Here is a 26132-nt window from a genome sequence, read left to right on the forward strand (position 1 = left end):
CTCGGCGACGGGCCGAGAGGGCCGACACGGAGCCGGCTAGGCGAACCGCCCGCCGACGAGGCGCAGCCGCCGCGTCACCAGCGCTGACGGAACAGGCACGTGCGAGATGAGCACGACGGTGGTCCCGTCGGCCTCGGCGGCCCGCAGCAGGTCGGCGAGCAGGGCGTCCGCCAGGTCGGGGTCGACCCCGGCGGCGGGCTCGTCGAGAACGAGCACCGGGAACCCGCGCAGCAGCGCCCGGGCCAGCGCGAGCCGCTGCGCCTGGCCGCCCGAGATGAGCGCGCCGCGTTCGCCGGGACGCGCGTCGAGCCCGCCGCGCGACTCGAGCCACTCGCCGAGGCCGACCCGGGCGAGCACGGCCTCCAGCTCGGCGTCGGTCGAGGTGTCGCGCGCGAACAGCAGATTCTGCCGCACGTTCTCGTCGAACACGTACGGGGTCTGCTCCAGGAGCCCGACGGTGGCGCGCGCGTCGGCCGGCCGCACCGTCCGGGCATCGACCCCGCCGATCTCGTACGAGCCGCAGTAGTCCACGAACCTCACGAGCACCGAGGCCAGGGTCGACTTGCCGGCGCCGCTAGGCCCCTCGACGACGATCCGCTCCCCCACGGCGACCTCGAGGTCGAGACCTCGGAGCGCAGGAACTCCCGCCCCCGGCCACGTCGCTGCCACCCCCCTGAGGCGCAGGGCGACCGCTCCCGGCCCACCCAGCCCGAGGGGCTCGGGAGCCGCGGCGTCGTCGGAGTCGTCGTCGAGCACCACGCCGGCGGGCACCTCGGCCGGCGCCGCCGTGTCGACGCGTGCGGCGCTGGCGCGGACCTTGCGCCAGGCGAGCACCGCGACGGGCACGGCGCCGACGACCTCGAAGACGGCGAGCGGCACGAGGGCGACGAGGGCGAGCTCCGGGCCGAGCAGGCCGTGCCCGACGGTCGGGGAGGCGGCGGCGATCGCGCCCAGCACGGTGGCTCCGGAGACGAGTGCGATGAGGGCGGTGACCACGCCGGAGGTGGAGGCCCGCGTGAGCGCCACGGTCCGGAGCCGCGAGTCGAGGTCCGTCATCCTCTGGAGCTGGGCATCGACGGCGTCGAACGCGACCAGCACATCGAGGTTCTGGACCGTGTCGAGGATCGCGGCCGAGAGGTCGCCTCGGAGCCCGGCGAGGTCGCGTTCGCTGCGGCGGGCGAGCACGGTGGCGACGAGGCAGCCGACGCCGAACGCGATGACGAGTCCGGCGAGGAGCACGACCCCGGCCGCCGGCGAGAAGACGAGCACGGCGACGACCGCGGCCAGCGCCGACAGGCCCGAGATGACGAGGGGCTGCACGACGCGCAGCGGCAGATCCTGGAGGGCGTCGACGTCCGACACGACACGGCTCAGCAGGTCGCCGCGCGACGTGCGGCCGAGCCCGGCCGGAGCCACCCGCACGAGCCGTCGGTAGAGCGTCGTGCGCACGGTCGCGAGCTGCCGGAAGGCGGCGTCGTGGCTGAGGAGGCGTTCCAGATACCGGAAGAGCGCGCGGGTGAGCGAGAACAGCCGCACCGACACGATGGCGATCGACAGGTAGAGGATCGGCGGCTGCTCGGCGGCGCGCGTGATCAGGTAGGCGCTGGTGGCGAGGAGGGCGACGCCGCTGAGCGCGCTGAGGGCTCCCGCCGCGAGTCCGCGCCAGCTGCGCGACAGCGGCGGCTGCGCGGTCCGGATGATCGAGTCGGTCATGCGCTCACTCCGGCGGTCCGTCCCTGCTCGACCAGTCCCGCGGGGGTGAGCGTGAGCACCCGGTCGGCGGCCGCGGCCACCGCCGGTCGGTGCGTGACGACCAGCACGGCGACGCCGCTCGCCGCGACCGACCTCAGGCCGGCGACCAGGAGAAGCTCCGTCTCGGAGTCGAGCGCCGACGTCGGCTCGTCGACGAGGAGCAGTCGGGCGCCTAGCTGACGCACCCGGTAGATCGCCCGCGCGAGAGCCACCCGCTGCGCCTGGCCGCCCGAGAGACCCGCACCGCCGGCGTCGATCACGGCGTCGAGGTCGACGTCGGAGCCCGCCGCGGTGTCGAGGGCGGCGCGCACCGCGTCACGATCGAGAGCCGCGCCGAGCGCCACGTTCGAGGCCACCGTGCCCCTCATCAGGCCCGGCCTCTGGCCCGACCACGCGACATCGGCGCGCGAGGGCGCACCCGACGCAGCACCGGCCCACCGCACCGTGCCGTCGAATCCGACGGTGCCGAGCAGAGCCGCGACGAGGCTCGACTTGCCCACGCCGCTGGGGCCGGCGATCGCGGTGATCTCCCCGATCGGCACATCGAGGTCGACGCCGTCGAACACGCTCCGCCCCTCGTAGGCCACCGAGAGCCCGCGGACCTCGAGACCGACGGCGGAACCTGCCGACGGCACGGCCGAAGACGCCGTGGGCGCAGGAACTGCCCGCCCGCCGTCGGGCTCCTCCAGCACCGCGAAGACCTCCTCGGCCGCCGCCACGCCGTCCGCCGCCGCATGGAAGTGGGCGCCGACCTGGCGCAGCGGCAGGTAGGCCTCGGGCGTGAGCAGCAGGAGGAAGAGGCCGAGGGGCAGCAGCATCGATCCCTCGACCAGGCGGATGCCGATCGTGACGGCGACGATGGCGACCGACAGCGACGCCGCCATCTCGAGCGCGAAGCCCGAGAGGAAGGACACCTGCAGCACCTTCATCGTCTCGCGGCGGTACTCGTCGGTGATCTCGCCGATGCGTCGCACCTGACGCCGTTCGCGCCCGAAGACCTTGAGCGTGGAGAGGCCGCTCACGGCGTCGAGGAACGATGACGCGAGCTTCGCCAGGCGGTCCCACTGACGGGCCTGGGCCGACCGGGTGGTCCACCCGATGAGAACCATGAAGACGGGGATGAGCGGCAGGGTGACGACGACGATGATGCCCGACAGGAGATCCTGCGAGAACATCACGACGACCAGGATCGGCGTCGCCAGAGCCGTGAGGATCAGCTGGGGGACGTACTTCGCGAAGTAGTCGTCGAGGGCGTCGAGGCCGGGGCCCGTCAGCGTCGCGAGTCGCGCCGAGCCCGTCTTCGCCACCCAGCCGCCACCGCGCCGGACGACCGCGTCGACGACCTGGCCTCGGAGCTCGCTCTTGACTCGGACGGCCGTGCGCGTCGCCAGCGACTCCAGCCCCCAGATCAGCACCGACCGCACGACCACGGTGATGCCGATGCCGACGAGATAGCCGGGAAGGCGGTCGGCGTGGCCGTCGACGACCGACACCACGGCGCGCGAGACGAAGAACGCGAACGCGACGGTCGCGATGGTCTGGACGACGCCGAGGACGGCGCCCAGGCCGAGGAAGCCGCGCACGCTCCGGGCGTAGCGGAGGAGCCTCGGATCGAGGGGCTTCACGATGTCGGTGCCTTCACGAGATCAGTGCGCCGAGGCGGTGACGACCGCCCGGGTGACCCGCTTGCGGAACATCCAGTAGGTGAACCCCTGGTAGAGCAGGATCAGCGGCACGAAGATCAACGAGATCCAGCTCATCAGCTGGAGCGTGTACGTGCCGCTCGCCGCGTTCTCGATGGTCATCGTGTTGGCCGGATCGTTCGTCGCGACGAGGACGTTCGGGAACAGCGTCGCGAACAGGCTGGCCACGACGGCGGTGATGGTCAGCGCCATGAAGCCGAACGCGACACCCTCGCGACCACGGAGGTTGGCGGTGAACGCGACGACCAGAGCGACGACCGCGACCGCGGCGAGGGCCGTCGAGACCGGGGTGCCGAACGCGACGACCGTGGCGACCAGGAACCCGCCGCCGACGACGACCGTGGCGACGCCGACGCGGACCGCGAGACGACGAGCGCGGAGCCGGATCTCGCCGTCGGTCTTCAGCGCGATGAAGAACGTGCCGTGCAGGAAGAACAGCAGCAGGGTGGCGAGGCCGCCGGCGATCGCGTACCAGTTGAAGAGGTCGCCGAGCGAGCCGATGTAGTCGAAGTTGCTGTCGAGGGCCATGCCGCGCACGATGTTGGCGAACACCACGCCCCAGAGGAACGCCGGGACGACCGACCCGACGAAGATCATCCGGTCGAAGTTGCGCTTCCACCTGTGGTCGGGCCGCTGGTGGCGGTACTCGAACGAGACGCCGCGCAGGATCAGCGCCAGCAGGATCATCAGCATGATCAGGTAGAAGCCGCTGAACACCGTCGCGTACCACTCCGGGAACGCGGCGAACATGGCGGCGCCGGCGACGATGACCCAGGTCTCGTTGAGATCCCAGACCGGGCCGATGGTGTTGATGAGGACGCGGCGGTCGGTGTCGTCGCGGCCGAGGAACGGCAGCGACATCCCGACGCCGAAGTCGAAGCCGTCGAGCACGAAGTAGCCGGTGAAGAACAGGCCGATGAGGAGGAACCAGAGGTCGGGCAGAGTCATGATCGCGCAGTCACTTTCTAGTACACCGTCGCCTCGTGGAGGAGCCTGCCCGTGGTCTCGTCGACCTTCGTGGGCGCTTCGGGGCCCTTCTGCGCCGCCCTGAGGATGAGCCGGAACTCGACGACGGCGAGCGTCGCGTAGATGGCGGTGAAGGCGACCAGCGAGATCAGGACCTCGACACCGGTGGTGCCCGGTGAGACGCCGTCGCTGGTCTTCAGCAGCCCGAACACCAGCCAGGGCTGCCGACCCATCTCGGTGAAGACCCAGCCGATGACCATCGCGGCGAGCGGGAGCGGGAAGCTCCAGGTCGCGGCTCGCCAGACCCACCTGTTCGCGGGCATGCGGCCCTTGCGGGTGATCCAGAGGCCGACCGCCGAGATGAGGATGGCGATCATGCCGAGGCCCATCATCCAGCGGAAGGACCAGTACGTGACCCAGATGATCGGCGAGTAGTCGCCGGGGCCGTAGGCCGCGGTGTACTGAGCCTGCAGGTTGTTGATGCCCTCGACCGTGCCGTCGAAGGTGTGGGTCGACAGGAACGACAGGAGGTACGGCACCCGGATGCTGAAGAGCTCGTGCACGCCGTCGGGGGTGCCCAGCGTGAAGATCGAGAACGAGGCGTCGAAACCCGTCGACGTCTTGTAGAGCGCCTCGGCCGAAGCCATCTTCATCGGCTGGGTCTCGACCATGGCGAGGCCGAGCTGGTCGCCCGAGAGGATGGTGAGTGCACCAGAGGCGATCATCATCCACATGCCGAAGCGGAGGGCCGGACGCATGGTGTCGAGGTTCTGGTTGCGGTGCAGGTGGTACGCGGCGACGGACACGATGACCGCGGCCGACACCATGAAGCAGGCGAACAGCGTGTGCGGGAAGGCGGCCAGCGCGACCTTGTTGGTCAGCACCGCCCAGATGTCGGTGAGCTCGGCGCGGCCCTTGGCCTTGTTGATCTCGAAGCCGACGGGGTGCTGCATGAACGAGTTCGCGCAGATGATGAAGTAGGCCGAGAGGATGCTGCCGATCGTGGCGCCCCAGATCGCCATGAGGTGGATGCGGGCGGAGACGCGGTCCCAGCCGAAGATCCAGACACCCAGGAACGTCGCCTCGAGGAAGAATGCCAGCAGGCCCTCCAGGGCGAGAGGCGCGCCGAAGACGTCGCCGACGAAGCGGGAGTACTCCGACCAGTTCATTCCGAACTGGAACTCCTGGACGATGCCGGTGACGACGCCCATCGCGAAGTTGATCAGGAAGATCTTGCCGAAGAACTTCGTCAGCTGCAGGTAGTGGGCGCGGCCCGTGCGGTACCAGGCCGTCTGGAAGACGGCGACGGTGAAGCCCATGCCGATCGTCAGAGGGACGAACAGGAAGTGGTAGACGGTCGTCAGACCGAACTGCCAGCGGGACAGCAGGAGGGGATCGAGCAGTTCGTTCATGTCGTGCTCACGCGGTGGCGCATGTCGTGCTTCCTCGACCGATAGGGGTGGTGGGTCTCGCCTTCGGGACTTCCAGGACACTTCGACTCTAGGGCGCTGTTCGCGGCAGAACGGGCCGTCGTACCTGCGAAGAACCTGATCACAGGCGGTATTGCTCGACGCCGAGACACCACGACCCGGGCCGTCGACGGCGCACGCACGAGAACGGCCTCCCCGACAGGTGTCGGGGAGGCCGTTCGTGTCGCGGGGCTGGGCTACTTGACGAGGCCCGTGTCGCTGAGGAACTTCTTGGCGATCACAGCGGCCGACGACTTGTCATCGACACTGGTCGTGTTGAGATCGATCAGCGCGGACTGCGTGAGCTTCGCGTTGACGTCCTCGATGATCCCGGCCGCCTTCGAGTCGACCTTGGAGTCGACCACGGGGATGACGTGCTGGGGCAGGATCATGTTCTCGGGGTCTTCCAGGCTGACGAAGTCGTTCGCCTTGATCGCCGGGCTGGCCGAGTAGATGTCGGCGAGCTGGACCTGGCCGTTCTTGAGCGCGGCGACGGTGTTCGCTCCGCCCGAGTCGGCGATGGCCTTCAGCGTCGCGGTCGCACCGTAGACGCTCTTCAGGCCGGTGATGCCGTAGGGGCGGGTCTGGAACTCGGCGTTGGCGCCGACGACGAGCTTGCCGGAGTAGTCCTTGAGGTCGGCGAGGCTCGTGATGTCGTTCTTCGTCGAGAAGTCCTTCGTCACGGTGTAGGTGTCCTGGTCGGTCGCCTCGGCGGCCTTGAGGGTCTTCAGGCCCGACGGAAGCGCGTCGGGGAGAGCCGACTCGATGTCGGACTCCGACTTGGCGGTCGTCTTGGCGTCGTAGTACTGCAGCAGGCTGCCGCTGTAGTCGGGGATCACGTCGATGGTCCCCTTCTCGAGCTCGGGCAGGTAGACGCTGCGCTGGCCGATGTTGAACTGGCGGTCGACCTTGAAGCCGGCGTTCTCGAGAGCCTGCGCGTATGCCTCCGCGATGATCTCGTTCGAGTAGTACTGCTGCGAGCCGATCACGATGGTGTCGCCCGAGGCGCTGGAATCCGATCCCGACTTGAGCGGATCGCCGGACGAGCACCCTGCCAGGGCGACCATAGCCCCGATCGCGACTGCGCCCACCAGGGCGAGTCGGCCTCTCTTCGCTGTGAACATCACTTGTTTCCTTCCTGGAGTGGAGAACCCACTACCGAGCGGGAGCGGGTTGCTCCCGACCGGTCGTTCTGAGGTCGTATCGCGCGGACACCCGCGGGCACGACGAGGCGCTGGATGATCGAGTAGACGATCTCCAGGACGACCGCCAAGGCGACGACGAGGATGGCGCCGACGAGGGTGGTCGGGTAGTCGTTGGTGCCGAGGCCGAGGAAGATGAAGCTTCCGAGCCCCTCGGCGCCGACGTAGTAGGCGAGGGTGGCCGTGGCGACGATCTGAAGCGTCGCCGACCGGAGTCCTCCGATGATCAGCGGCAGCCCGAGGGGCACCTCCACCTGGCGGAGGATCTGCCACTCGGTCATGCCCATGGCGCGGGCCGCGTCGATGGTCTTCCGGTCGACCGCCTCGAGGCCCGAGTAGGCACCCGCCAGGATCGACGGGATCGCCAGGATCACGAACGCGATGAGCGGCGCACGGAGGCCGATGCCGATCAAGACGGCCAGCAGTGTGATCACACCCAGCGTGGGCAGCGCCCTGGCTCCACCCGAGATCAGGACCGCCGCCTGGCGACCGCGGCCCGTGTGGCCGATGAGCAGGCCGATGGGGAGAGCGATCGCAGCCGAGATCACGAGCGCGAGGAGGGTGTACCAGAGGTGCTCGCCCAGGCGCGACCCGATCGGGTTCGCCGCCGACGCGCTCCAGTTGACCGGGTCGAGGATGAAGGCGAAAGCCGAGCCGAAGTAGTTCATGCGGTTGCCAGGACCCTTCGCGCGGCTCGTCGGCTGGGTGTCGCCGTCGCCCTGGTCCACGGCATGAGCGCGCGCCCGAGCAGCACGAGGAGCGCGTCGAGGATGAGGGCCATGACGACGACGAGGACGATGCCCGTCACGATCTCGGGGATGATCGCGCGCTGCAGTCCGTCGGTGAAGAGCAGGCCGAGCCCGTTGACGCCGAGCACGCCTCCGACGGTCACGAGGCTGACCGTGCTCACGACGACGACGCGCATGCCGGCGAGCAGGACCGGACCGGCCAGGGGGAAGTCGACCGACCAGAAGCGACCCCAGGGGCTGAACCCGACGGCGGTGGCCGACTGGCGGACATCCGGCTCGACCGCTTCGAGAGCGTCGGCCGTCGACCGGACCATCAGGGCCATGCCGTAGAGCGTGAGGACGACGATCACGTTGACGGGACTCCGGAGGCCCGTCCCGATGAACAGCGGCAGCACGATCAGGAGCGGCAGCGACGGGATCGCGTACAGCAGGCCGGCGACCGTGAGGAGGACGCCGCGCACGGGCCGGTACTGGTTGGCGACCCAGCCGAGAGGGACGCTCAGCACGAACGAGAGGATGATCGGCGGGATGCTGAGCTGCAGGTGGGCCAGTGCCGAGTCGCCCACGTACGAGGCGTTCTGGACGACCCAGTTCACGGCTCGGCCCGACCGCCGGCTGCCGGGACCGACCCAGTGAGCGTTCCGGCGGGCCGACCGTCGTCGTCGACGAGGATGGAGCCGGTGGCGGTCTCCTCGATGTGCAGCGCGCGCTTGCCGCGGTTCGCCCCGATGAAGTCGGCGACGAAGTCGTCGGCGGGGTCGGCGAGGATCTCGGCGGGCGAGCCGACCTGCGCGATGTGGCCGCCCTTCTTCAGGATCACGACCTGGTCGCCGAGGTAGAAGGCCTCGTCGATGTCGTGCGTGACGAAGACGACGGTCTTGTCGAGGTCGCGCTGAAGGCGGATCAGCTCCTCTTGGAGGTCGGAGCGCACGAGCGGGTCGACGGCTCCGAACGGCTCGTCCATCAGCAGGATGTTCGGGTCGACGGCGAGACCGCGGGCGACGCCCACACGCTGCTGCTGACCGCCCGAGAGCTGACTCGGGTAGCGGTCGGCGAAGGCGCGGTCGAGGCCGACGGTGTCCATCAGCTCGAGGGCCTGCAGGCGGGCCTCCCGCTTCTTGACGCCTTTGAGGAGCGGTACGGTCGCGATGTTGTCGACGACCTTGCGGTGCGGAAGGAGCCCGGAGTTCTGCATGACGTAGCCGATGCTGCGACGCAGGCCGACGGGCTCGAGCCCGCCGATGTCTTTGCCGTCGATCTGGATGCTGCCGGACGACGGGTCGACCATGCGGTTGATCATCCGGAGGATGGTGGTCTTGCCGCAGCCGCTGGACCCGACGAAGACGGTGGTCTTCCGTGACGGGATCACGAGGCTGAAGTCTTCGACGGCTCGGGTTCCGTCGGGATACTGCTTGGTGACCGAGCGGAACTCGATCATCGCTGTCGTTCAATCATTGCGGTGGCTCATTCCTCGTGGGCAACACGAATCGACACTTGCCAGGGCGTCAACTGAACCACAGATCATCGATAGGCGTTACACGGCTGTCGTTTACTGTCACGGAGTCGTAATGATTCGACCCACGGCGTCATTCAGGCCCCGGCGAGGTAACCCGTGACCACGGAACGGCATTCCTCGATGAACCGCGAATCGCCCTCCGGCGAGGCCTGGAACGCACGGGCCAGGATCGCGCTGCCCATCTCGATCGCGACGTCGAGAGCGAAGTCGAGGTCGGCCGATCGCTCGACCGGGTAGCGGACGGCGAGGAGCGCCGACATCTGCTCGGCGAAGGGGCGACGCCCCTCGGTCTCGTCGGACGTGGTGTCGGCGACCTCGGCATCGCCGAAGCGGATAGCGCGGAAGCCGGGCTCGGTGCGGTACATGTCGACCTGCGCGTCGATGGCGAAGTCGACGGCGTCGTGCCACTCCTGCGACCCGCTCTCGACGATGACCCCGTCGATGCGCTCCATGAGACGGCCGACGCAGCGGGCCGCGAGGGCCTCGACGACGGCGATGCGGTCGGGGAAGTAGCGGTAGACGGTGCCGATGGAGGCGCCGGCGCGCTCGGCCACCATGGCCGTCGTGAGGCGCTCGAAGCCGATCTCGTCGATGATCGCCGCCGCCGCATCGAGGAGGCCTGTCAGCCGAGCCGAGCTCCGCGCCTGGACCGGCTCGTTCCTGAGCAGTGATGATCCCCCGGGCAGTGCTTCATTGGTCTCGGTGACGAGCAATGGGTCTCCTTCAGTATGAGCGGCGCGTCTCGTGCGACCGGCGAGGCCGCTGCTGTCGCTCGATGTCCGACGCATGCGCTTGACTTGTGGTCATGTGCGGAAGATTCGTGATGTCGCGCGCCTCGAGCGACCTGGTGGCCCTCTTCGACGTCGACGTGACGGGAGATACTCTTCCAGAGCCTTCCTGGAATATCGCTCCGACCGCGCCGGTGAGTCTGATCGTCGATGCCGCGCCTCGCGGCGAGGATGCCGGCGGGCCCCCGGTGCGCCGCCTGGCCTCCGCCCGGTGGGGGCTGATCCCGGCGTGGGCCGACGATCCGGCCGTCGGCGCCCGGGCGTTCAATGCCCGGGTCGAGACGGCGGCCGAGAAGCCGACGTTCCGCGACGCCGTCGTCTCGCGACGGGGCATCGTTCCGGCGTCGAGCTACTACGAGTGGACGACCGGCCCCGAGGGCGCGAAGGTGCCGATGTCGATCTCGCTGCCCGACGACGAGCTCATGCTGTTCGCCGCGCTCTACGAGTGGTGGCGCGACCCGAAGAAGGCTCCGGACGACCCGTCGCGCTGGGTGCTCAGCACCACGATCCTCACGCGCGACTCGACCGGACCGCTCCGGGGGGTCCACGACAGGATGCCGGTGTTCGTCGGCGCCGACATCATGGACGACTGGCTCGACCCGCACACCGAGGGCGACGCCGACCTGCTTGAGGGCATCGCCGGCGAGGCGGAGCAGCACGCCGCCCGCGTGCGCATCGAGCCGACGGACGGACCGCACGGGACGCCGCCGCCCACGGAGTGAGGGGGCGGGCATGCCACAATGAGGGCATGCCGGGTCACCGCAAAGCCTCTTCCGCGCCTCCCGCCGCGTTCGGGTCGAACGCGCAGGCGGTGGTCGCGCAGAGCGTCGAGCCGATGCTGCACCGAGCCGCGCGGATGGAAGACGCGATCCACGAGTTCCGCGAGCAGAACGCCCGCCGACGCGGCCTGATCCCGACCATCGTGCCGTACACCGGCTACGGCGCTCCCGGCTGGATCCGCGTGCTCTGCCGCGTGCTCCTGACCAAGGAGGGAGAGAAGCTGTCGACCGGGCACACCCACGTGCGCGGCTGGCGCAGCTTCACGAGCGTGCCGATCAACGAGGTCGTGGTCGACGCCGTGATCGACGGGGTCACGCACCACATGACCGCCGACCGCGGCGGGGTCGTCGACACGCGCATCGAGGTCGACCTCCAGCCGGGCTGGCACTCGATCGTGCTGCGCACCGAGGGATCGCTCGAGGTGCACGCGCCCGTCTTCGTGATCGACCCCGCCGTCAAGTTCGGCATCATCTCCGACATCGACGACACCGTCATGGTGACGGCCCTGCCCCGGCCGTTCCTCGCGGCCTGGAACACCTTCGTGCTCGACGAGCACGCGCGCCGACCCGTGCCCGGGATGGCGGTGCTCTACGAGCGCCTCCGTGCTTCGGCGCCCGGCACCCCCGTCATCTACGTGTCGACGGGCGCCTGGAACGTGGCGCCGACGCTCAACCGGTTCCTGACCCGCAACTTCTACCCGCGGGGCCCGCTGCTGCTGACCGACTGGGGGCCGACGCACGATCGCTGGTTCCGCAGCGGCCGCCAGCACAAGTACCAGACCCTGCGGCGCATCGCCGCCGAGTTCCCCGAGATGAAGTGGCTGCTCGTCGGCGACGACGGCCAGCACGACGAGGACACCTACGGCAACTTCCTCGCGGAGCACCCGTCGAACGTCGCCGGCGTGGCCATCCGCCAGCTGTCGTCGACCGAGGCCGTCTTCGCCGGAGGCCGCTCGCGGGCCGAGGAGCACGAGCGCACCACGAAGACGCCGTGGATCTACGCGCCCGACGGTGCCGGCATCTGGGACCAGCTCGTCGAGAAGGGCATGGTCGGCGGGGCGTAGCGCTCTCGCCGTCGGCTTCGCACCACGCCCGCCGGGCCGCCGGGCCCGGCCGGTATCGTCGACGAGTGCTCCCCCGACCGACCCCGCGCCTGCGCTTCCGCGAGATGGGCGCCGCCGACCTCGACGCCATGGCCGGCCTGCTCGGCGACCCCCGCGTGATGGAGTTCTACCCGGCGCCGAAGACGCGCGACGAGGCCGCCGCGTGGATCGCCTGGAACCAGCGCAACTACGCCGAGCACGGCTACGGACTCTGGATCATCGAGACGCATGGCGGCGCCTTCGTCGGAGACTGCGGGCTGACGTGGCAGGACGTCGACGGGGTGCTCCGGCTCGAGGTCGGGTACCACGTGGGCACCGAGTTCCTGCGCCGGGGGCTCGCCACGGAGGCCGCAGGAGCGTGCCGCGATCTCGCGCGCGACGAGCTGGGGGCCGCGGAGCTGGTCGCCATCATCGATCCGGCGAACACGGCCTCGCGGCGGGTGGCCGAGAAGATCGGGCTGCGCGAGCTCGGGACGACGGGGTGGCGCACCGTGCTCGGCACGACCTTCGGCTGACCGGGGCCTCTGCGCACGACGATCGGGACTCGGCACCACGAGATCTCGCGGTGCGGAGTCCCGATCGTGGGCTGCGGGGCGATGCGAGGCGGATCAGTGCGAGCCGGCGAGCATGTGCAGCACCCGGTCGTAGGCGCCGTCGACCTCGGCGAAGCGCAGCATCTTGACCCGCTCGACCATGACCTGCTTCTCGTCGGGCCGTGTGCTCAGGATCTCGAACACCTCGTCGAGGTACTCGTCGACCGGCATGGCCCGGCCGCTGGTGTCCTCGTCCTGACCGAGCAGCGTCGTCGCAACTGCCGGCGGGATCAGCTCGAGCACCTCGACGCCCGACTCGGCGAGCTGCAGGCGCAGGATCTCGGTGAACGAGTGCACCGCGGCCTTCGTGGCGTTGTAGGTCGGCGTCATCGCGAGCGGCACGAAGGCGAGTCCCGACGAGACGGTCATGAACGCCGCGTCGGGCCTGCCCTGCAAGAACTCGGTGAACGCCGCGACGGTCCGGATCGTGCCGAGCAGGTTCGTGGTGATGGTCGCCTCGGCCGTCTCGAGGAAGCCCGCGGTCGTCAGGTCTTCGGGCTGCATGATGCCGGCCATCGTGATGACGACGTTGAGGTCGGGGTGGCTCGCCGTGATCGTCTCGAACCCGTTCTGAATGGACGCAGGAACTGCGACGTCCATCTCGAGGCCCGTGATCCCCGGGTTCTCCGCTTCGATCTCGGCCAGGAGCGCCGTGCGGCGTCCGGCCACGACGACGGTGTTGCCCGCCGCCGCGAAGCGCTGCGCGAGGCCCAGGCCGAGACCCGAGGTGCCGCCGGTGATGAGGATGGTGTTTCCAGTCGTTTTCATGTCTCCACTTTGGCGCCGCGCTCGGACGACGTGAAGGGAGCGGTCAGCCGGGGATTCGCAGTCCGTCCCTTCTCACGGCTCGGGGCTTCTGGTCGCGGGGTCGCGAATGTCGGAGGCGCGACGTAGAGTTCGAACATACTTTCGAACAGAGCCAGAGGGGCCAGCATGCGGATCGACGCGCAGCGGATCGACGAGCGGATCGCCGTCGAGACCACCGACGAGGGCACGCCCCTCCGATTCACCTGGCGGCGGGTCGTCTACGGCGTGGTGAGCGCACCCGAGGTGTGGATCACCCGGCAGGCCTGGTGGCGCAGCGCGACGCGGGCCCCGCGCGGCTCCGGCAGCGAGCTGCTCGAGATGCACGTCTGGCGCGTCGACGCGCTGCCGCTCACCGACGGCGCGCACCGGGTCGACGGCACGTTCGACCTCGCGCGAGACCCGATCAGCCGCGAGTGGCTGCTGCTCGGGGTGTTCGACGACCAGATCGACCAGCAGCTGTTCGCGTGAGCCGGCCCGCCTCAGCATGCCACGGCGGGCTTTCATGGCATCGGCTGATTGGATGAGCGCATGCCCTTAGCGATCGAAGACTACGCACTGATCGGCGACTGCCACACGGCCGCCCTCGTCGGCCGGAACGGCAGCATCGACTGGCTCTGCCTGCCGCGCTTCGACTCCCCCTCCCTGTTCGCCGGCCTCCTCGGCGACGACGACAGCGGTCGCTGGCTGCTCGCGCCGGCCGACCCGACCGCGACCGCCACCCGACGCTACGTCGACGACACGTTCGTGCTCGTCACCCGCTGGTCGACGCCGACCGGCGAGGTCGAGGTCACCGACCTCATGCCGTACGGCGACCGCCGAGCCGACCTGGTTCGCCGCGTGCGGGGCCTCTCGGGCACCGTCACGATGACCGAAGACCTCCGCATCCGCTTCGGCTACACGACGGCGATCCCGTGGATCCGGCAGCTCGACGACGACACCCCGCCCGACGACTCGTCCATGCCGCACGAGGCCGAGGCCGCCGGCCGAGGCACGCTCGTCGCCGTCGCCGGGCCCGACGCGGTCGTCGTCCGCGGGCCGAGGCTCACGGCCAGCGACCACGCCCACCGCGCCGCCTTCGACGTGACGGCCGGCGACACCGTCGACCTCGTGATGACCTGGTACCCGTCGTACCGCGAGCCGCCGGCGCCGATCGACGTGTCGGCCAGCATCGACACGACGATCGACTGGTGGCGCGACTGGGCGTCGCACTCCGAGGCGCCCGAGGCGTACGGCGAGGCGGTCCATCGCTCGCTCCTTATCCTGCGCGCCCTGACCCACGAAGACACCAGCGGCATCGTGGCCGCGGCCACGACGAGCCTCCCCGAGCAGTTCGGCGGCGGCCGCAACTGGGACTACCGCTACGTCTGGCTCCGCGACGCCTCGATGACGCTGCAGGCGCTGTTCTCGCACGGCTACGCCGACGAGGCGATGGGCTGGCGCGGCTGGCTGCTCCGCGCCATCGCGGGCGATCCCGACGACGTCCAGATCATGTACGGACTCGGCGGCGAGCGGTACCTCGCCGAGACCACCCTCGACGAGCTGCCCGGCTACCAGGGCGCCTCGCCCGTCCGCATCGGCAACGGCGCCTACACGCAGTATCAGGGTGATGTGTTCGGCGAGGTGATGGTCGCACTCCACGAGGCCCGCCAGCTCGGCAGCGAGGAGACCTACGACTCGTGGGCGCTCCAGCGCGCGCTGATCCAGCACGTCGAGGAGAACTGGTCGAAGCCCGACAACGGCATCTGGGAGATCCGCGGGCCCGAGCAGCACTTCACTCACTCGCGCGTCATGCTCTGGGCCGCCATCGACCGGGCCGTCCGAGGCGCGCAGGAGTTTCACCTCGACGGTCCCGTCGAGCGGTGGCTCGCCCTGCGCGAGAAGATCCGCGACGAGATCGAGACCAACGGCTACGACGCGGAGCGCGGGTGCTACGTGCAGTACTACGGGTCGCACGAGGTCGACGCCTCCCTGCTGCAGCTGTCGCAGGTGGGCTACGTCGATGCGCACGATCCGCGCATGCTCGGCACCGTGAAGGCGATCGAGCACGACCTCCTGCACGACGGCCTGCTGCTGCGCTACCGCACGCAGTCGGGTGTCGACGGGCTGTCCGGCACCGAGAACCCGTTCCTCGCCTGCTCGTTCTGGCTCGTCGAGCAGTACGCCCGCAGCGGCCGGCTCGACGACGCGACCGCGCTGATGGACCGCCTCGTCGGGTTCCGCAACGACGTCGGGATGCTCTCCGAAGAGATCGAGGTCGCGACGGGGCGCCACGTCGGCAACACCCCGCAGGCCCTGTCGCACCTGGCGCTGGTGCGCGCGGCCGACGCCATCCAGACGGCGATCGAGCATTCGCGCGGCGGCGAGGCGCGGCGGGCGCGGGCCTAACCCGGCCGCCGCCGGACCCTGGCGGCCGGACATCCCGGTTCGGCCCATACGCCGCGCCGCGGACAGGCATCCGGGCCTGACCACGGGGTCTGCGCCCAAACGGCGGGTCCGGGCCGCCCCGCCCCTGGTCCCGCCACGACGAAGCCCCGCCGAACCAGGTTCGGCGGGGCTTCGCGAGCGGGTGGCTACGCCTCTTTCGAAGTGGTCCAGTGGGCCGGACCAGCCGACCCGGCGGGGTACTTGTCGAGCGGAACCTCGCCCGACTCCCAGGCATCGACGACCGGCGCGACGATCGCCCAGCACCGCTCGGCCACGTCGCCGCGGATGGAGAGGGTGGGGTCATCGTGGAAGATGCCCGAGAGCACCTCGCCGTAAGGGGTCAGCTCGGGCTTGCCCAGGTCGGTCGACAGGGTCGACTTCTCGAGGTGGAACGGGTTGCCCTGACCGTTGGTCGTGACTCCGAGCTCGATGGTCTCGGGGCTGATCTCGATCTTGAGCGTGTCGGGCGACGACGAGCCCTGGAGCCCCTCGGGCAGCGCTGGCACCGGCTTGAAGGTGATCAGCACCTCCTTGCGGACCTTGGTCATCCCCTTGCCGGAGCGCAGGATGAACGGCACGCCGGCCCACCGACGGGTCTTGATCTCGAATTCGACCTCGGCGAGCGTCTCGGTCTCGCGGGAGTTGTCGACGCCGTCCTCGTCGGAGTACGCGGGGACGTCTTTACCCGAGATCGTGCCGGCCGCGTACTGGCCGCGACGGCTGTTGGCGACGGGGTCTCCGTCTTTCACCCAGGTGGCGCGCAGGACGCGGGCGATCTCGCTGCGGAGCTCGACGGCGTCGATCGACGACGGGGCGTCCATCGCGATGACGGCGAGCACCTGCAGGAGGTGGCTCTGGATCATGTCGACGAGAGCGCCGGCCTTGTCGTAGTACTGGGCGCGACCCTCGAGGCCGAGGACCTCGTCGTAGAAGATCTCGACCTTCTCGATGTTGTCGCTGTTCCAGACCGGCTCGAAGAGGCGGTTGGCGAAGCGCAGGCCGATCATGTTCAGCACGGTCGAGCGGCCGAGGAAGTGGTCGGTGCGGTGGATGCGCTCCTCCGGGATCACCTTGAGGAGCTCCTCGTTCAGCTCGCGAGCACCCTGCTCGTCGCTGCCGAAGGGCTTCTCGAGGGCCAGCCGGAGGCCGTCGGGCACGTCGATCTCCTCGAGGGCCTTGATGACCTTCGTCGAGATGGCCGGCGGGAGCGCGAAGTACATGACCGGCTCGCCCTCGGAGGCCGCGAAGAGCTTCTTCAGGTGCTCGGGGTCGGTCGGGTCGCCCTGGATGTACTCGCTCGAGGCGAGGGTCTTCTTGGCGAGCTCCGAGCCGGCATCGCCGTTGAAGGCCGTCTTGACGACGTCGTCCCATTCTTCGGGGCTGCGCTCGCTGCGGCCGGTGCCGATCAGCTTCACGTCGACGCCGCGGTCGCTCTTGAGCAGGCTCGCGAGGCCGGGGAGGAGGAGGCGCTCGGTGAGGTCACCGGAAGCGCCGAGGATGATGAGGGTGCTCGTCTCCGCCATCAGACGGTCTGCTCGGAGCGAGTCGCGGCGCTGGAAGGCGCAGTGCGGGTGGTCATGGACTTCCTTTCGAGGTGAACCTAGCTGTGGTCCACGTGGCTCAACACACCGGACCGGCAGGCATTCCCATGAGGTTCGAGGATGCGAGAGAAGGGGCACGGGCGCGAGTGGCCACGATGCCACCATCAACCGTACTGCTCTGCGGCGACTCCGGTACGCACCTGACCAGCCCTGTGGAAACCCCTCTCCCGCCGCCTGGCGAATGACCTACACTGTTCGAACACACGTTCGAACGAAGGGCGGCCATGAGCTTCACGCACCTGCACGTCGCCTCGGCGTTCAGCGCCCACTACGGCACTGCGCAGCCGGGCCACCTCGCCGCTCAGGCCGCCTCGAACGGCGCCGACGCAGCGGCGATCACCGACCGCGACGGCCTCTACGGAGCGATCCGCCACGTCGGCGCGTGCCGCGCGCTCGGCATCGACCCCATCGTCGGCGTCGAGCTGGGCGTATCGACCCCCTCCCCCGACGACCACGACAGCCCAGGGCGGCATCCCGCAGGGCAGCGCCCCGCAGGGCAGCATCCCGCAGGACCTCCTAGCGGTTCCCCGCCCATCGCCGCCGACGCCGACCGCGTCGTGTTCCTCGCCCACGGCGGCGGCGCCGTCGGGGTCGGCCCGGGCGCCGGCTGGGCCTCCCTCTGCCGCCTCATCAGCGCGGCTCACGGCCGCGCCACACGCAAGGTCAACGGCAGCGCGAACAGCGTGGCGACGATCCCCCGCGCCCGGGTCCGCGCTTTCCTGATGGGCGACGACGGCCCCACCGGCACGGTGCTGCTCGGCCCCGACTCCGACGTCGGACGAGCTGTGGCGCACGGCGCGCACGGCCGGGCGGCCGCACTGCTCGAGGCCTGGAAGGCGGAGGTGCCCGGCGGCGTCGCCATCGAGGTCGTCTGCCACCTCACCGAGCCGGGCGAGAGCCGCAGCCTGCGCCACGCCGCGCGGATGCTCGAGCTCGCCGACGCCGGGCGAGTTCCTGCGGTGCTCACCAATGCCGTGCGCTACCGCGAGCCCGACGAGGCCCTGACCGCCGACGTGCTCGACGCCGCCGGGCACCTCGCGGCACTCGGCAGCTTCGAGCCGCAGCCCAACGCCCAGGCCTTCCTCAAGACCCCCGACGCGATGCGCGCGCTCGCCCGGATGATCGCCGACGCGTCGTCGCTCGATCGCCGCGCGGCCGAGGAGATGCTCGCCGCCACCGAGGAGCTCGCCGACCGGTGCCGACTCGACCCCGACGTCGACCTCGGCTGGCGTCGCGCGAAGGTGCCCGAGCTGTCGGCGATCGGCGTCGAGGGCGACCCCGACCAGGTGCTGTGGCGGCGGGCCGAGGCCGGGGTGACCGAGCGCTTCGGCGACGCGTCGATGGCCAAGCGCGAGCAGATCGAGCGGCGCATGCGCGACGAGCTCGAGACGATCACCTCGTTCGGCTTCGCCGGGTACTTCCTGACCGTCGCCGACGTCTCGGCGATGATGCGCGACATGCGGGTGCGGAACGCCGCGCGCGGCTCGGGCGCCGGCAGCCTCGTCACCTACCTGCTCCGGATCTCGAACGTCGATCCGCTCGAGCACGACCTGCTGTTCGAGAGGTTCCTCGGCAACAAGCGCGAGACGCTGCCCGACATCGACATCGACGTCGAGTCGGCCCGGAGGCACGAGGTGTACCGGGCGATCTTCGACCGCTACGGCAGCAACCGCGTCACGCTGATGTCGATGCAGTCGACCTACCGGGGGCGCGGCGCCGTCCGCGACGCCGGGCTGGCGCTGGGACTCGACGAAGACCAGATCGATCTCGTCGCGAACAACGTCTGGCGCTCGAACGCCCGCGACATGCGCAAGGCTCTCACGGAGAAACCCGAGCTCCGCCAGATCGCCGACCTCGTCAAGACCAACGCCCAGATCGACCTGCTGGTCGACCTCACCGAGCGGCTCGACCGACTCCCCCGCCACATCTCGATGCACCCGTGCGGGGTGATCCTGGGCAATTCCGACCTGCTCAGCATGACTCCGGTGCAGCCGAGCGGCATGGGCCTGCCGATGAGCCAGTTCGACAAGCACGACATGAATGACGCCGGCCTGCTCAAGCTCGACGTGCTCGGCGTGCGCATGCAGTCGTCGATGGCCTTCGCCCTCGGCGAGATCGAGCGGCTGAACGGGCCGCGCACTGCCCTCGCCGGCGCCCTGCCGATCGACGCGCCCTATGTGAACCGCCAGGGGCGGATCGAGCTCGACGCGATCCCCCACGACGACGAGCCGACGTACGAGGCGATCCGCACCACGCACACGCTCGGCATGTTCCAGATCGAGAGCCCGGGCCAGCGCGAGCTGATCGGCAAGATGCAGCCCGACCAGTACGAAGACCTCATCGCCGACATCTCGCTGTTCCGCCCCGGCCCGATGAAGGGCAACATGGTCGCGCCCTACCTCGACACCAAGCACGGGTTCCAGAAGCCCGACTACATCCATCCGACCTTCGCGCCCTTCCTTCAGGACAGCTACGGGGTCGTGATCTACCACGAGCACGTGCTGCGGATCCTCAACGCGACCATGGGCATCTCGCTCGCCGAGGCCGACGAGATGCGCCGGCAGATGGAGAAGCGTGCCGACCTCGAGGGCGAGTTCCGCAGCAAGACCGCCGCGAACGTCGATGAGCACGGCAGACGGCGCTACACCGACAAGGAGATCGACCGGATCTGGGGCGTGCTGAAGGGCTTCGGGTCGTTCGGGTTCTGCAAGGCGCACGGTGCGGCGTTCGCCCTGCCGACCTACCAGACGGCGTGGCTGAAGACGCACTACCCGGCGGAGTTCCTGGCAGGCATCCTCACCCACGATCCCGGCATGTACCCGAAGCGGCTGCTGCTCGCCGAGGCGAAGCGGATGGGCGTGCCGGTCCTGCCGCTCGACGTCAACGCGTCGAGCGAGGTCTACCACGTCGAGCGGCTGCGCCCCCCGCGGACGCCCGTCGCGCGCACCTACGCCGGCGACCTCGGCATCCGCCTCTCGCTCCTCGACGTGCAGGGCATCACCGAGCACGAGACCACCCGGATCCTCGAGAACCGCCCGTTCACGTCGATCGCCGACTTCTACCAGCGGGCCACGCCTTCGCGGCGGCTCTTCGAGCGGCTCGGCCAGGTCGGCGCACTCGACTCGCTGGGAGGCGACGGGCGCAACCGGGGCGATGTGATGGCGCGCATCCGGCAGCTGACGAGCCGGGCATCGCGTCCGAAGCCCGCCGACACGATCAACCAGCTCGACTTCGATGTCGACGACTCGGCCTCGGTCCCCACGGGCAGCCCCGAGATGCCGGCGCACGAGCGGATCAGCCGCGAGCTCGACATCCTGTCGATGGAGGTCACCGAGCACGTCATCGAGAGCTACCGGCCCATGCTCGACGACCTCGGGGTGATCCGCGCGGCCGACCTCATCGACAACTGGAACGGCACCACCGTCCTCGTCGCCGGCATCCGCATCGCCACGCAGACGCCGCCGATGCGCAGCGGCAAGCGGGTCGTGTTCATCAGCCTCGACGACGGCTCGGGGTGCTCCGACTCCACCTTCTTCGAGGAGGCCCAGAATCGCGCCGGCTCCCTCCTGTTCGGCACGAAGCTGCTGCTGATCCAGGGGCGCACCCGCCGCACCGGCGAGCGCGGCATCTCTCTCGAGGCCGACAATGCGTGGGATCTCAAGGCGCTGTGGCGCGACTGGCAGGCGACCCGCGCGGCCGCCGGCCACGACGTCCTCACCTGAGCCGACTGCCTGGCGTCCGTGTCGCCCTGTCGGCCACGTCGTTCGTGTCGTTCGCGCAGTCCGTGTCGTTCGTACAATCCTTGTCGAAGGACGCCCTGCCCGCTCACAAGGAGAACCACGCCGCCGCGCACGCCCCACAAGGAGAATCCCCGCCGCACGCCCGCCCCGCAAGGACGCCTACCCCGCAGATCCTTCCGAAGCCGCGCGTAGGGTGAGCCGCATGAGCGACAGCAGCACGGCCAGCACCGACGAACCCGGCACCTACGTCACCCCGGGCCAGGAGTACACCCGCGACACCAACTACATCGAGGACCGCATCACGAAGGACGCCGTCGACGGCTGGCCGGTCGAGGCCGGCCGCTATCGCCTCGTCGCCGCCCGGGCCTGCCCGTGGGCGAACCGCTCCGTCATCTCGAGGAGGCTGCTCGGCCTGGAGGACGCGATCTCGCTCGGCCTCCCCGGCCCGACGCATGACGCCCGCTCCTGGACGTTCGACCTCGACCCTGACGGACGCGACCCGGTGCTCGGCATCGAGCGCCTGAAGGACGCCTTCGAGAAGCGGACGCCCGGCTACCCGCGCGGCATCACGGTGCCGGCCATCATCGACGTTCCGACCGGCAAGGTCGTCACCAACAACTTCCCGCAGATCACGCTCGACCTCGCCACGGAGTGGACCGACTTCCAGCGCGACGGCGCACCCGACCTCTACCCCGACGGGAAGCGCGACGAGATCGACGACGTCGCCGAGGTCGTCTTCCGCGACGTCAACAACGGCGTGTACCGCGCCGGCTTCGCCGGGTCGCAGGGCAGCTACGAGCGCGCCTACACGCGGCTGTTCGACCGGCTCGACTGGCTCGAGCAGCGCCTCGAGAACCAGCGGTACCTGGTCGGCGACACGATCACCGAGGCGGACATCCGGCTGTTCACGACCCTCGCCCGGTTCGACGCGGTGTATCACGGCCACTTCAAGTGCAACCGGAACAAGCTGACCGAGATGCCGGTGCTCTGGGCCTATGCGCGCGATCTGTTCCAGACGCCCGGGTTCGGCGACACCATCGACTTCGAGCAGATCAAGAAGCACTACTACATCGTCCACAGCGACATCAATCCGACGGGGATCGTCCCGGCCGGCCCGGATCCGCGCGGGTGGCTGCGACCTCACGGCCGCGACGAGCTGGGCGGGCGCCCGTTCGGCGACGGGACTCCGCCTCCGCCGCCACGCCCCGGCGAAGAGGTCCCTCCGATCCTCGCCGCGTGACAGCCCGCGACGACGAGGCGGCGGGCGACAGCCACTCGGCAGACGGCAGCCGCTCTTCATACGACAGCCGCTCGGCACACGACGGCCGCTCGGCACACGACGGCCGCTCGGCACACGTCGGCCGCTCGGCACACGTGGGCCGCTCGGCACACGACAGCGAGGCATCCCCCGACGTCAGCGCACGCCTCGAGGGCATCCGCGCCGACGCACGACGCCTCGCCGACCGTCTCCTGCTCGACATGGAGGCCGTCTCCGATGCCCGCGAGTCGTCGAACGTCGACGACGAGCACGACCCGGAGGGCGCGACGATCGCATTCGAGCGCTCGCAGCTCGAGGCGATCCGCAAGTCGACCCTCGAGCGCATGGCAGCCGCCGACACCGCCCTCGCACGACTCGCCGCCGGAACCTACGGCGTCTGCGAGGTCTGCGGCCGCCCCATCGCACCGGCCCGTCTCGAGGCCCGGCCCACGGCCACCCGGTGCATCGAGCACGCCGTCTAGAACGCAGCTACCGCAGCCCCACCCGGCCGAGCTCCTCGTCGAGGAACGCCTCGAACCACGCGTCGCGGTCGGCGACCACGTTCGTGTACTGGCCGAGCACCTCGAACGAGAGCCGGCCGAAGAGCGCGGTCCAGATCGCGACCCCCGCTGCGATCGACTCGGCGGGCGCATCGACTGAAGACGACCCAGTCGACGAAGACGGCCCAGCCATCGAAGACGACCCCGCCGGCAGAGACGACCGCGCCGGAGACAGCACCGACGCCAGCTCCTCGAACCCGGGTCGCAGCCGCTCGTCGACCGGCGGCCAGACGACGTCGGGCGACGCGAGGAGCGCGTCGAGCAGCAGGTACGCCACGGTCAGCGCCGGCCCGGTGGTGTCGGCGGGCGCGTCGTACCCGGGCACCGGAGTGCCGTAGAGGAGCGCGAAGCGGTGCGGGTTGTCGAGCGACCAGCTCCGGGCGGCTCTCGCGATGGCCCGAAATCGCGGTGCCCCCGCAGGAACTGCCGCCGCTTCCGCAGCCGCCGCCCCCAGGTCGGTGTAGGCATCGATGATCAGGCGGGTCAGCAGGGCGTCCCGAGACGGAAAGTACCGGTAGATGGCGGACGACGAGATGCCGAGCTCGCGGGCGATGGACCGCACCGACAGGGCCGCGGGGCCGACCTCGCCGAGCTGGCGGTTGGCCACGGCGAGGGCCCGGGCGGTGGTCTCGGCTCGGGCACGCGCGCGGACGCCGGTTTCGGAGGGGCTCATGCGCCGATCCTGCCACAGTGATGAGAGCAGTGCTCTTGCAATTCGCCCAGCAGACGCGCTACGGTCATCTCATCGTCCGAGAGCAGTGCTCTCTAAACGACTTCAAGGAGCACTCATGGCCACGCACCTCATCATCGGCGCAGGGAACATCGGCACTCCGCTGGCCGCGAAGCTCGTCGCCCGGGGCGACTCGGTCCGTGTGGCGACCCGCCGCGGCACGCAGCTGCCGGGCACCGGCGCCATCGCGCTCGACGCGAAAGACGCCGCGGCCGTCACCGAGGCGGCTCGCGGTGCCGACACGATCGTCGTCTGCTCCAACCCGCCCTACCCCGAGTGGGCCGCCGAGTCGCCGCCGATCTTCGCGGCTCTCGAGGAGGCCGCGACGGCGACCGGCGCCCGTATCGTGCTCATGGGCAACCTGTACGGGTACGGCGCGGGCAGCGGCGTCATGCGCGTCGACACCCCGCTCGCCACGACGGAGAACAAGGGGATGATCCGCGTCGCCGGCTGGAACCGCCTGCTCGACGCCGAGCGCCGCGGCGACCTGCGCGTCGCCGAGGTCCGGGCCAGCGACTACTTCGGCCTCGGCGCCGGCGCCAACGCGCACATCGGCGGCAACTTCTTCGGCCCGCTCCTGAAGGGCAGGACAGCCTGGTGCGTCGGCGACCCGACGCAGCCGCACGCGTGGGCCTACCTTCCCGACGTCGTCGACACGCTGATCGCAGCAGCCGACGCCGACCAGACCGGCCGCGCGTGGATGGCCCCGCACTCGACGAGCATCTCCCGCCGCGAGATCGTCGCCCAGGTCAACTCGATCACCGGCCGGAACGGAACGGCCCGCAGCTACCCGGGCGTCGTGTTCGGCGCGATGGCGCTGGCGATGCCGTTCATCCGCGAGGTGAAGGCGATGTCGTATCAGTTCACAGCGCCGTTCCTCGTCGACTCGGCCGAGTCGGAGCGGGCGCTCGGGATCACCGCGACCCCGTGGGCCGAGGCGCTGTCGGCCACTCTGGACTCGTACGGACGCCAGGTCTAGGCTGACTCCCATCACACAGGTGCTGATCAGAGCATCTGCGCAATCGCCGTCGATTGGTGTGGCATGGCATTCAGTCCGAGCCCGTGGGCCTCATTCCCCCCGGAGGTTCCGCGGGGCCCGCAGGCCGCCCACCGCCGCATCGTCAGCGAGTCCTGGGAGCGCGCCCGCCGCCGCCGTCTCGATCCCGAGAGCGTGCTGGCCGACGTCGAGCTTCCCGAAGACATGCTCGCGGACTACCGCAGCGCGCACCCGCTCTCCCTTCTCCTCCCGGTCGCCCGCACCCTCCTGCTGCGCGACATCGAGGGCTCGGGTCTCATCGTCGCCATGGGCGACGAGCAGGGACGCCTCCTCTGGGTCGAGGGCGACAACTCGGCGAAGCGCTCTGCGGAGGACATGCGCTTCGTCGAGGGGGCAGGCTGGGCCGAGAGCCGAGTGGGCACCTCGGCTCCCGGCACGGCTCTGGTGCTCGACCACGGCGTCCAGATCCGCGGCCACGAGCACTACAACGTCTTCGTGCAGAACTGGAGCTGCTCCGCGGTCCCGGTGCACGACCCGGTGACCCGCCGGATCCTCGGCTTCCTCGACATCACCGGCGACGAGCGGGCTGTCGGCCCCCACACCCTCGCTCTCCTCGAGGCCACGGCCACCGCGATGGAGGCCGAGCTCATGGTGTCGCGCCTCACGTCGGCTCCGCCCCGCTCGACGCCGGCCCGCCAGCGCATCGCCCGGCCGACCGCCTCAGCCCCGGCGAGCCTCACCACCCTCGGTCGCGACGTCGCCCTCATGTCGGACGGCCGCCGGATCGTCAGCCTGAGCGCGCGGCACAGCGAGCTGATGACGCTTCTCTCCTGGCACCAGCGCGGCCTCGGAGCCGACGAGCTCGCCTCCCTCGTCTACGGCGATCCGCATGCGATCGTCACCCTGCGCTCCGAGATGGTGCGCCTGCGTCACGCCCTCGAGGTGCTCGACCCCCGGATGGCTCCCCTCTCGCGCCCCTATCGTCTGATCAGCCCGCTCGAGACCGACGTCGCGAAGGTGATGTCGCTGCTCGACCGCGGCTCGTACCGGCGGGCCGTCGGGGCGTACACCGGCCCCGTGCTCCCGAACTCGACGGCGCCCGGCATCGAGGAGATCCGCGACCTCCTGGCCGCCCGCGTGCGCGAGTCCCTCCTCTCGGACGCCGGCGTCGACGTGCTGCTCGACTACGCCAGGAGCTCGGCGGCCGAGTCCGACCGGGAGATCCTGATGGCCGCGCTCGGCAGGCTCCCTCCGCGATCGCCGCGCCGGGCGGGGATAGTGGCGCGTCTGGAGCAGCTGGACCGCCTGTAGTTCCTGCGCCCGTGCACAGCGCGCAGCGCAACCGTTCGCAACCTGCCCGTTCGTATCGTGGAGGAACGCCGCTACCCGCGGCGA

At 70.1% G+C, this 26132-nt stretch carries 22 protein-coding genes; 10 read left to right on the top strand and 12 right to left on the bottom strand.

The features are described 5' to 3' along the window. Positions 1–36: 36 nt before the first annotated feature. The 9 genes from cydC to AC3CBB_RS06430 all read right to left on the bottom strand — a co-directional run bounded on the left by cydC (position 37) and on the right by AC3CBB_RS06430 (position 10070). Positions 37–1713: a thiol reductant ABC exporter subunit CydC gene (gene cydC / locus AC3CBB_RS06390; RefSeq protein ID WP_488626391.1), complete on the bottom strand. Its 1677-nt coding sequence runs from the start codon at positions 1711–1713 to the stop codon at positions 37–39. Next, positions 1710–3377: a thiol reductant ABC exporter subunit CydD gene (gene cydD, locus AC3CBB_RS06395; protein WP_488626392.1), complete on the bottom strand. Its 1668-nt coding sequence runs from the start codon at positions 3375–3377 to the stop codon at positions 1710–1712. The genes cydC and cydD overlap by 4 nt, the downstream gene beginning before the upstream one ends. Before the next feature lie 21 nt (positions 3378–3398). Continuing rightward, on the bottom strand, positions 3399–4403 hold the full coding sequence (gene cydB / locus AC3CBB_RS06400) for a cytochrome d ubiquinol oxidase subunit II (RefSeq protein ID WP_488626393.1): 1005 nt from the start codon (positions 4401–4403) through the stop codon (positions 3399–3401). Between the two features lie 17 nt (positions 4404–4420). Then, the gene (locus AC3CBB_RS06405; RefSeq protein WP_123504765.1) at positions 4421–5833 is read right to left on the bottom strand and encodes a cytochrome ubiquinol oxidase subunit I; all 1413 of its coding nucleotides are present in this window, start codon (positions 5831–5833) and stop codon (positions 4421–4423) included. Positions 5834–6087: 254 nt separating this feature from the next. Then, complete coding sequence (locus AC3CBB_RS06410; protein ID WP_123504766.1) at positions 6088–7014, bottom strand: ABC transporter substrate-binding protein; 927 nt, start codon at positions 7012–7014, stop codon at positions 6088–6090. Then, on the bottom strand, positions 7014–7820 hold the full coding sequence (locus AC3CBB_RS06415) for an ABC transporter permease (RefSeq protein WP_488626394.1): 807 nt from the start codon (positions 7818–7820) through the stop codon (positions 7014–7016). Before AC3CBB_RS06415 ends, AC3CBB_RS06410 begins: the two co-directional genes overlap by 1 nt. Next, positions 7757–8437: an ABC transporter permease gene (locus AC3CBB_RS06420; RefSeq protein WP_488626395.1), complete on the bottom strand. Its 681-nt coding sequence runs from the start codon at positions 8435–8437 to the stop codon at positions 7757–7759. The genes AC3CBB_RS06415 and AC3CBB_RS06420 overlap by 64 nt, the downstream gene beginning before the upstream one ends. Then, positions 8434–9279, bottom strand: a complete 846-nt coding sequence (locus AC3CBB_RS06425; protein WP_488626396.1) for an ABC transporter ATP-binding protein — start codon at positions 9277–9279, stop codon at positions 8434–8436. The genes AC3CBB_RS06420 and AC3CBB_RS06425 overlap by 4 nt, the downstream gene beginning before the upstream one ends. A 152-nt stretch (positions 9280–9431) precedes the next feature. Beyond that, the gene (locus AC3CBB_RS06430; RefSeq protein WP_488626397.1) at positions 9432–10070 is read right to left on the bottom strand and encodes a TetR/AcrR family transcriptional regulator; all 639 of its coding nucleotides are present in this window, start codon (positions 10068–10070) and stop codon (positions 9432–9434) included. A gap of 92 nt (positions 10071–10162) precedes the next feature. Here AC3CBB_RS06430 and AC3CBB_RS06435 point away from each other — a divergent pair, with 92 nt between their 5' ends. The 3 genes from AC3CBB_RS06435 (at position 10163) to AC3CBB_RS06445 (ending at position 12542) form a co-directional block, all read left to right on the top strand. Further along, positions 10163–10867 carry an SOS response-associated peptidase gene (locus AC3CBB_RS06435; RefSeq protein WP_488626398.1) on the top strand — a complete coding sequence of 235 codons (705 nt, stop codon included), beginning with the start codon at positions 10163–10165 and terminating at the stop codon, positions 10865–10867. A 113-nt stretch (positions 10868–10980) separates the two neighbouring features. Beyond that, positions 10981–11988, top strand: a complete 1008-nt coding sequence (locus AC3CBB_RS06440; protein ID WP_123505170.1) for an App1 family protein phosphatidate phosphatase — start codon at positions 10981–10983, stop codon at positions 11986–11988. Positions 11989–12053: 65 nt separating this feature from the next. After that, on the top strand, positions 12054–12542 hold the full coding sequence (locus AC3CBB_RS06445; protein ID WP_123504771.1) for a GNAT family N-acetyltransferase: 489 nt from the start codon (positions 12054–12056) through the stop codon (positions 12540–12542). A gap of 93 nt (positions 12543–12635) precedes the next feature. Here AC3CBB_RS06445 and AC3CBB_RS06450 read toward each other — a convergent pair whose 3' ends face one another. After that, positions 12636–13388: an SDR family oxidoreductase gene (locus AC3CBB_RS06450; RefSeq protein WP_123504772.1), complete on the bottom strand. Its 753-nt coding sequence runs from the start codon at positions 13386–13388 to the stop codon at positions 12636–12638. Positions 13389–13553: 165 nt separating this feature from the next. Here AC3CBB_RS06450 and AC3CBB_RS06455 point away from each other — a divergent pair, with 165 nt between their 5' ends. Further along, positions 13554–13895, top strand: coding sequence for a DUF6504 family protein (locus AC3CBB_RS06455; RefSeq protein WP_123504773.1), 342 nt, complete (start codon positions 13554–13556; stop codon positions 13893–13895). 60 nt (positions 13896–13955) lie between these two features. After that, positions 13956–15812: a glycoside hydrolase family 15 protein gene (locus AC3CBB_RS06460; RefSeq protein WP_488626399.1), complete on the top strand. Its 1857-nt coding sequence runs from the start codon at positions 13956–13958 to the stop codon at positions 15810–15812. 185 nt (positions 15813–15997) lie between these two features. On the opposite strand, the gene AC3CBB_RS06465 is transcribed toward AC3CBB_RS06460, so the two are convergent. Next, on the bottom strand, positions 15998–17374 hold the full coding sequence (locus AC3CBB_RS06465; RefSeq protein ID WP_199738176.1) for a glucose-6-phosphate dehydrogenase: 1377 nt from the start codon (positions 17372–17374) through the stop codon (positions 15998–16000). A 302-nt stretch (positions 17375–17676) separates the two neighbouring features. Between AC3CBB_RS06465 and AC3CBB_RS06470 the strand changes: the two genes are divergently transcribed. From AC3CBB_RS06470 to AC3CBB_RS06480, 3 genes are all read left to right on the top strand, one after another. Continuing rightward, on the top strand, positions 17677–21174 hold the full coding sequence (locus tag AC3CBB_RS06470) for a DNA polymerase III subunit alpha (RefSeq protein WP_488626400.1): 3498 nt from the start codon (positions 17677–17679) through the stop codon (positions 21172–21174). A 220-nt stretch (positions 21175–21394) separates the two neighbouring features. Then, a complete protein-coding gene (locus AC3CBB_RS06475) occupies positions 21395–22432 on the top strand; it encodes a glutathione S-transferase family protein (RefSeq protein WP_488626401.1) in 1038 nt (345 codons plus the stop codon). Next, on the top strand, positions 22429–22932 hold the full coding sequence (locus AC3CBB_RS06480) for a TraR/DksA family transcriptional regulator (RefSeq protein WP_488626402.1): 504 nt from the start codon (positions 22429–22431) through the stop codon (positions 22930–22932). The genes AC3CBB_RS06475 and AC3CBB_RS06480 overlap by 4 nt, the downstream gene beginning before the upstream one ends. Before the next feature lie 7 nt (positions 22933–22939). On the opposite strand, the gene AC3CBB_RS06485 is transcribed toward AC3CBB_RS06480, so the two are convergent. After that, positions 22940–23683: a TetR/AcrR family transcriptional regulator gene (locus AC3CBB_RS06485; protein ID WP_123504777.1), complete on the bottom strand. Its 744-nt coding sequence runs from the start codon at positions 23681–23683 to the stop codon at positions 22940–22942. 115 nt (positions 23684–23798) lie between these two features. On the opposite strand from AC3CBB_RS06485, the gene AC3CBB_RS06490 reads away from it, so the two are divergent. After that, a complete protein-coding gene (locus tag AC3CBB_RS06490; protein ID WP_488626403.1) occupies positions 23799–24719 on the top strand; it encodes an NAD-dependent epimerase/dehydratase family protein in 921 nt (306 codons plus the stop codon). A 63-nt stretch (positions 24720–24782) separates the two neighbouring features. Beyond that, positions 24783–26048, top strand: a complete 1266-nt coding sequence (locus AC3CBB_RS06495) for a GAF domain-containing protein (RefSeq protein ID WP_488626404.1) — start codon at positions 24783–24785, stop codon at positions 26046–26048. Positions 26049–26132 lie beyond the last annotated feature (84 nt).

The sequence above is a fragment of the Frondihabitans sp. OV104 genome (assembly GCF_057787745.1).

What these genes read in the sequence shown, in the direction of transcription:
- AC3CBB_RS06405 (WP_123504765.1), bottom strand. Translation starts at nt 5,833, where the DNA reads ATGAACGAACTGCTCGATCCCCTCCTGCTGTCCCGCTGGCAGTTCGGT.
- AC3CBB_RS06470 (WP_488626400.1), top strand. Translation starts at nt 17,677, where the DNA reads ATGAGCTTCACGCACCTGCACGTCGCCTCGGCGTTCAGCGCCCACTAC.
- AC3CBB_RS06465 (WP_199738176.1), bottom strand. Translation starts at nt 17,374, where the DNA reads ATGGCGGAGACGAGCACCCTCATCATCCTCGGCGCTTCCGGTGACCTC.
- AC3CBB_RS06440 (WP_123505170.1), top strand. Translation starts at nt 10,981, where the DNA reads ATGCTGCACCGAGCCGCGCGGATGGAAGACGCGATCCACGAGTTCCGC.
- AC3CBB_RS06495 (WP_488626404.1), top strand. Translation starts at nt 24,783, where the DNA reads ATGGCATTCAGTCCGAGCCCGTGGGCCTCATTCCCCCCGGAGGTTCCG.
- AC3CBB_RS06425 (WP_488626396.1), bottom strand. Translation starts at nt 9,279, where the DNA reads ATGATCGAGTTCCGCTCGGTCACCAAGCAGTATCCCGACGGAACCCGA.
- cydC (WP_488626391.1), bottom strand. Translation starts at nt 1,713, where the DNA reads ATGACCGACTCGATCATCCGGACCGCGCAGCCGCCGCTGTCGCGCAGC.
- AC3CBB_RS06490 (WP_488626403.1), top strand. Translation starts at nt 23,799, where the DNA reads ATGGCCACGCACCTCATCATCGGCGCAGGGAACATCGGCACTCCGCTG.
- AC3CBB_RS06450 (WP_123504772.1), bottom strand. Translation starts at nt 13,388, where the DNA reads ATGAAAACGACTGGAAACACCATCCTCATCACCGGCGGCACCTCGGGT.
- AC3CBB_RS06410 (WP_123504766.1), bottom strand. Translation starts at nt 7,014, where the DNA reads ATGTTCACAGCGAAGAGAGGCCGACTCGCCCTGGTGGGCGCAGTCGCG.
- AC3CBB_RS06485 (WP_123504777.1), bottom strand. Translation starts at nt 23,683, where the DNA reads ATGAGCCCCTCCGAAACCGGCGTCCGCGCGCGTGCCCGAGCCGAGACC.
- AC3CBB_RS06460 (WP_488626399.1), top strand. Translation starts at nt 13,956, where the DNA reads ATGCCCTTAGCGATCGAAGACTACGCACTGATCGGCGACTGCCACACG.
- AC3CBB_RS06435 (WP_488626398.1), top strand. Translation starts at nt 10,163, where the DNA reads ATGTGCGGAAGATTCGTGATGTCGCGCGCCTCGAGCGACCTGGTGGCC.
- cydB (WP_488626393.1), bottom strand. Translation starts at nt 4,403, where the DNA reads ATGACTCTGCCCGACCTCTGGTTCCTCCTCATCGGCCTGTTCTTCACC.
- AC3CBB_RS06475 (WP_488626401.1), top strand. Translation starts at nt 21,395, where the DNA reads ATGAGCGACAGCAGCACGGCCAGCACCGACGAACCCGGCACCTACGTC.
- AC3CBB_RS06455 (WP_123504773.1), top strand. Translation starts at nt 13,554, where the DNA reads ATGCGGATCGACGCGCAGCGGATCGACGAGCGGATCGCCGTCGAGACC.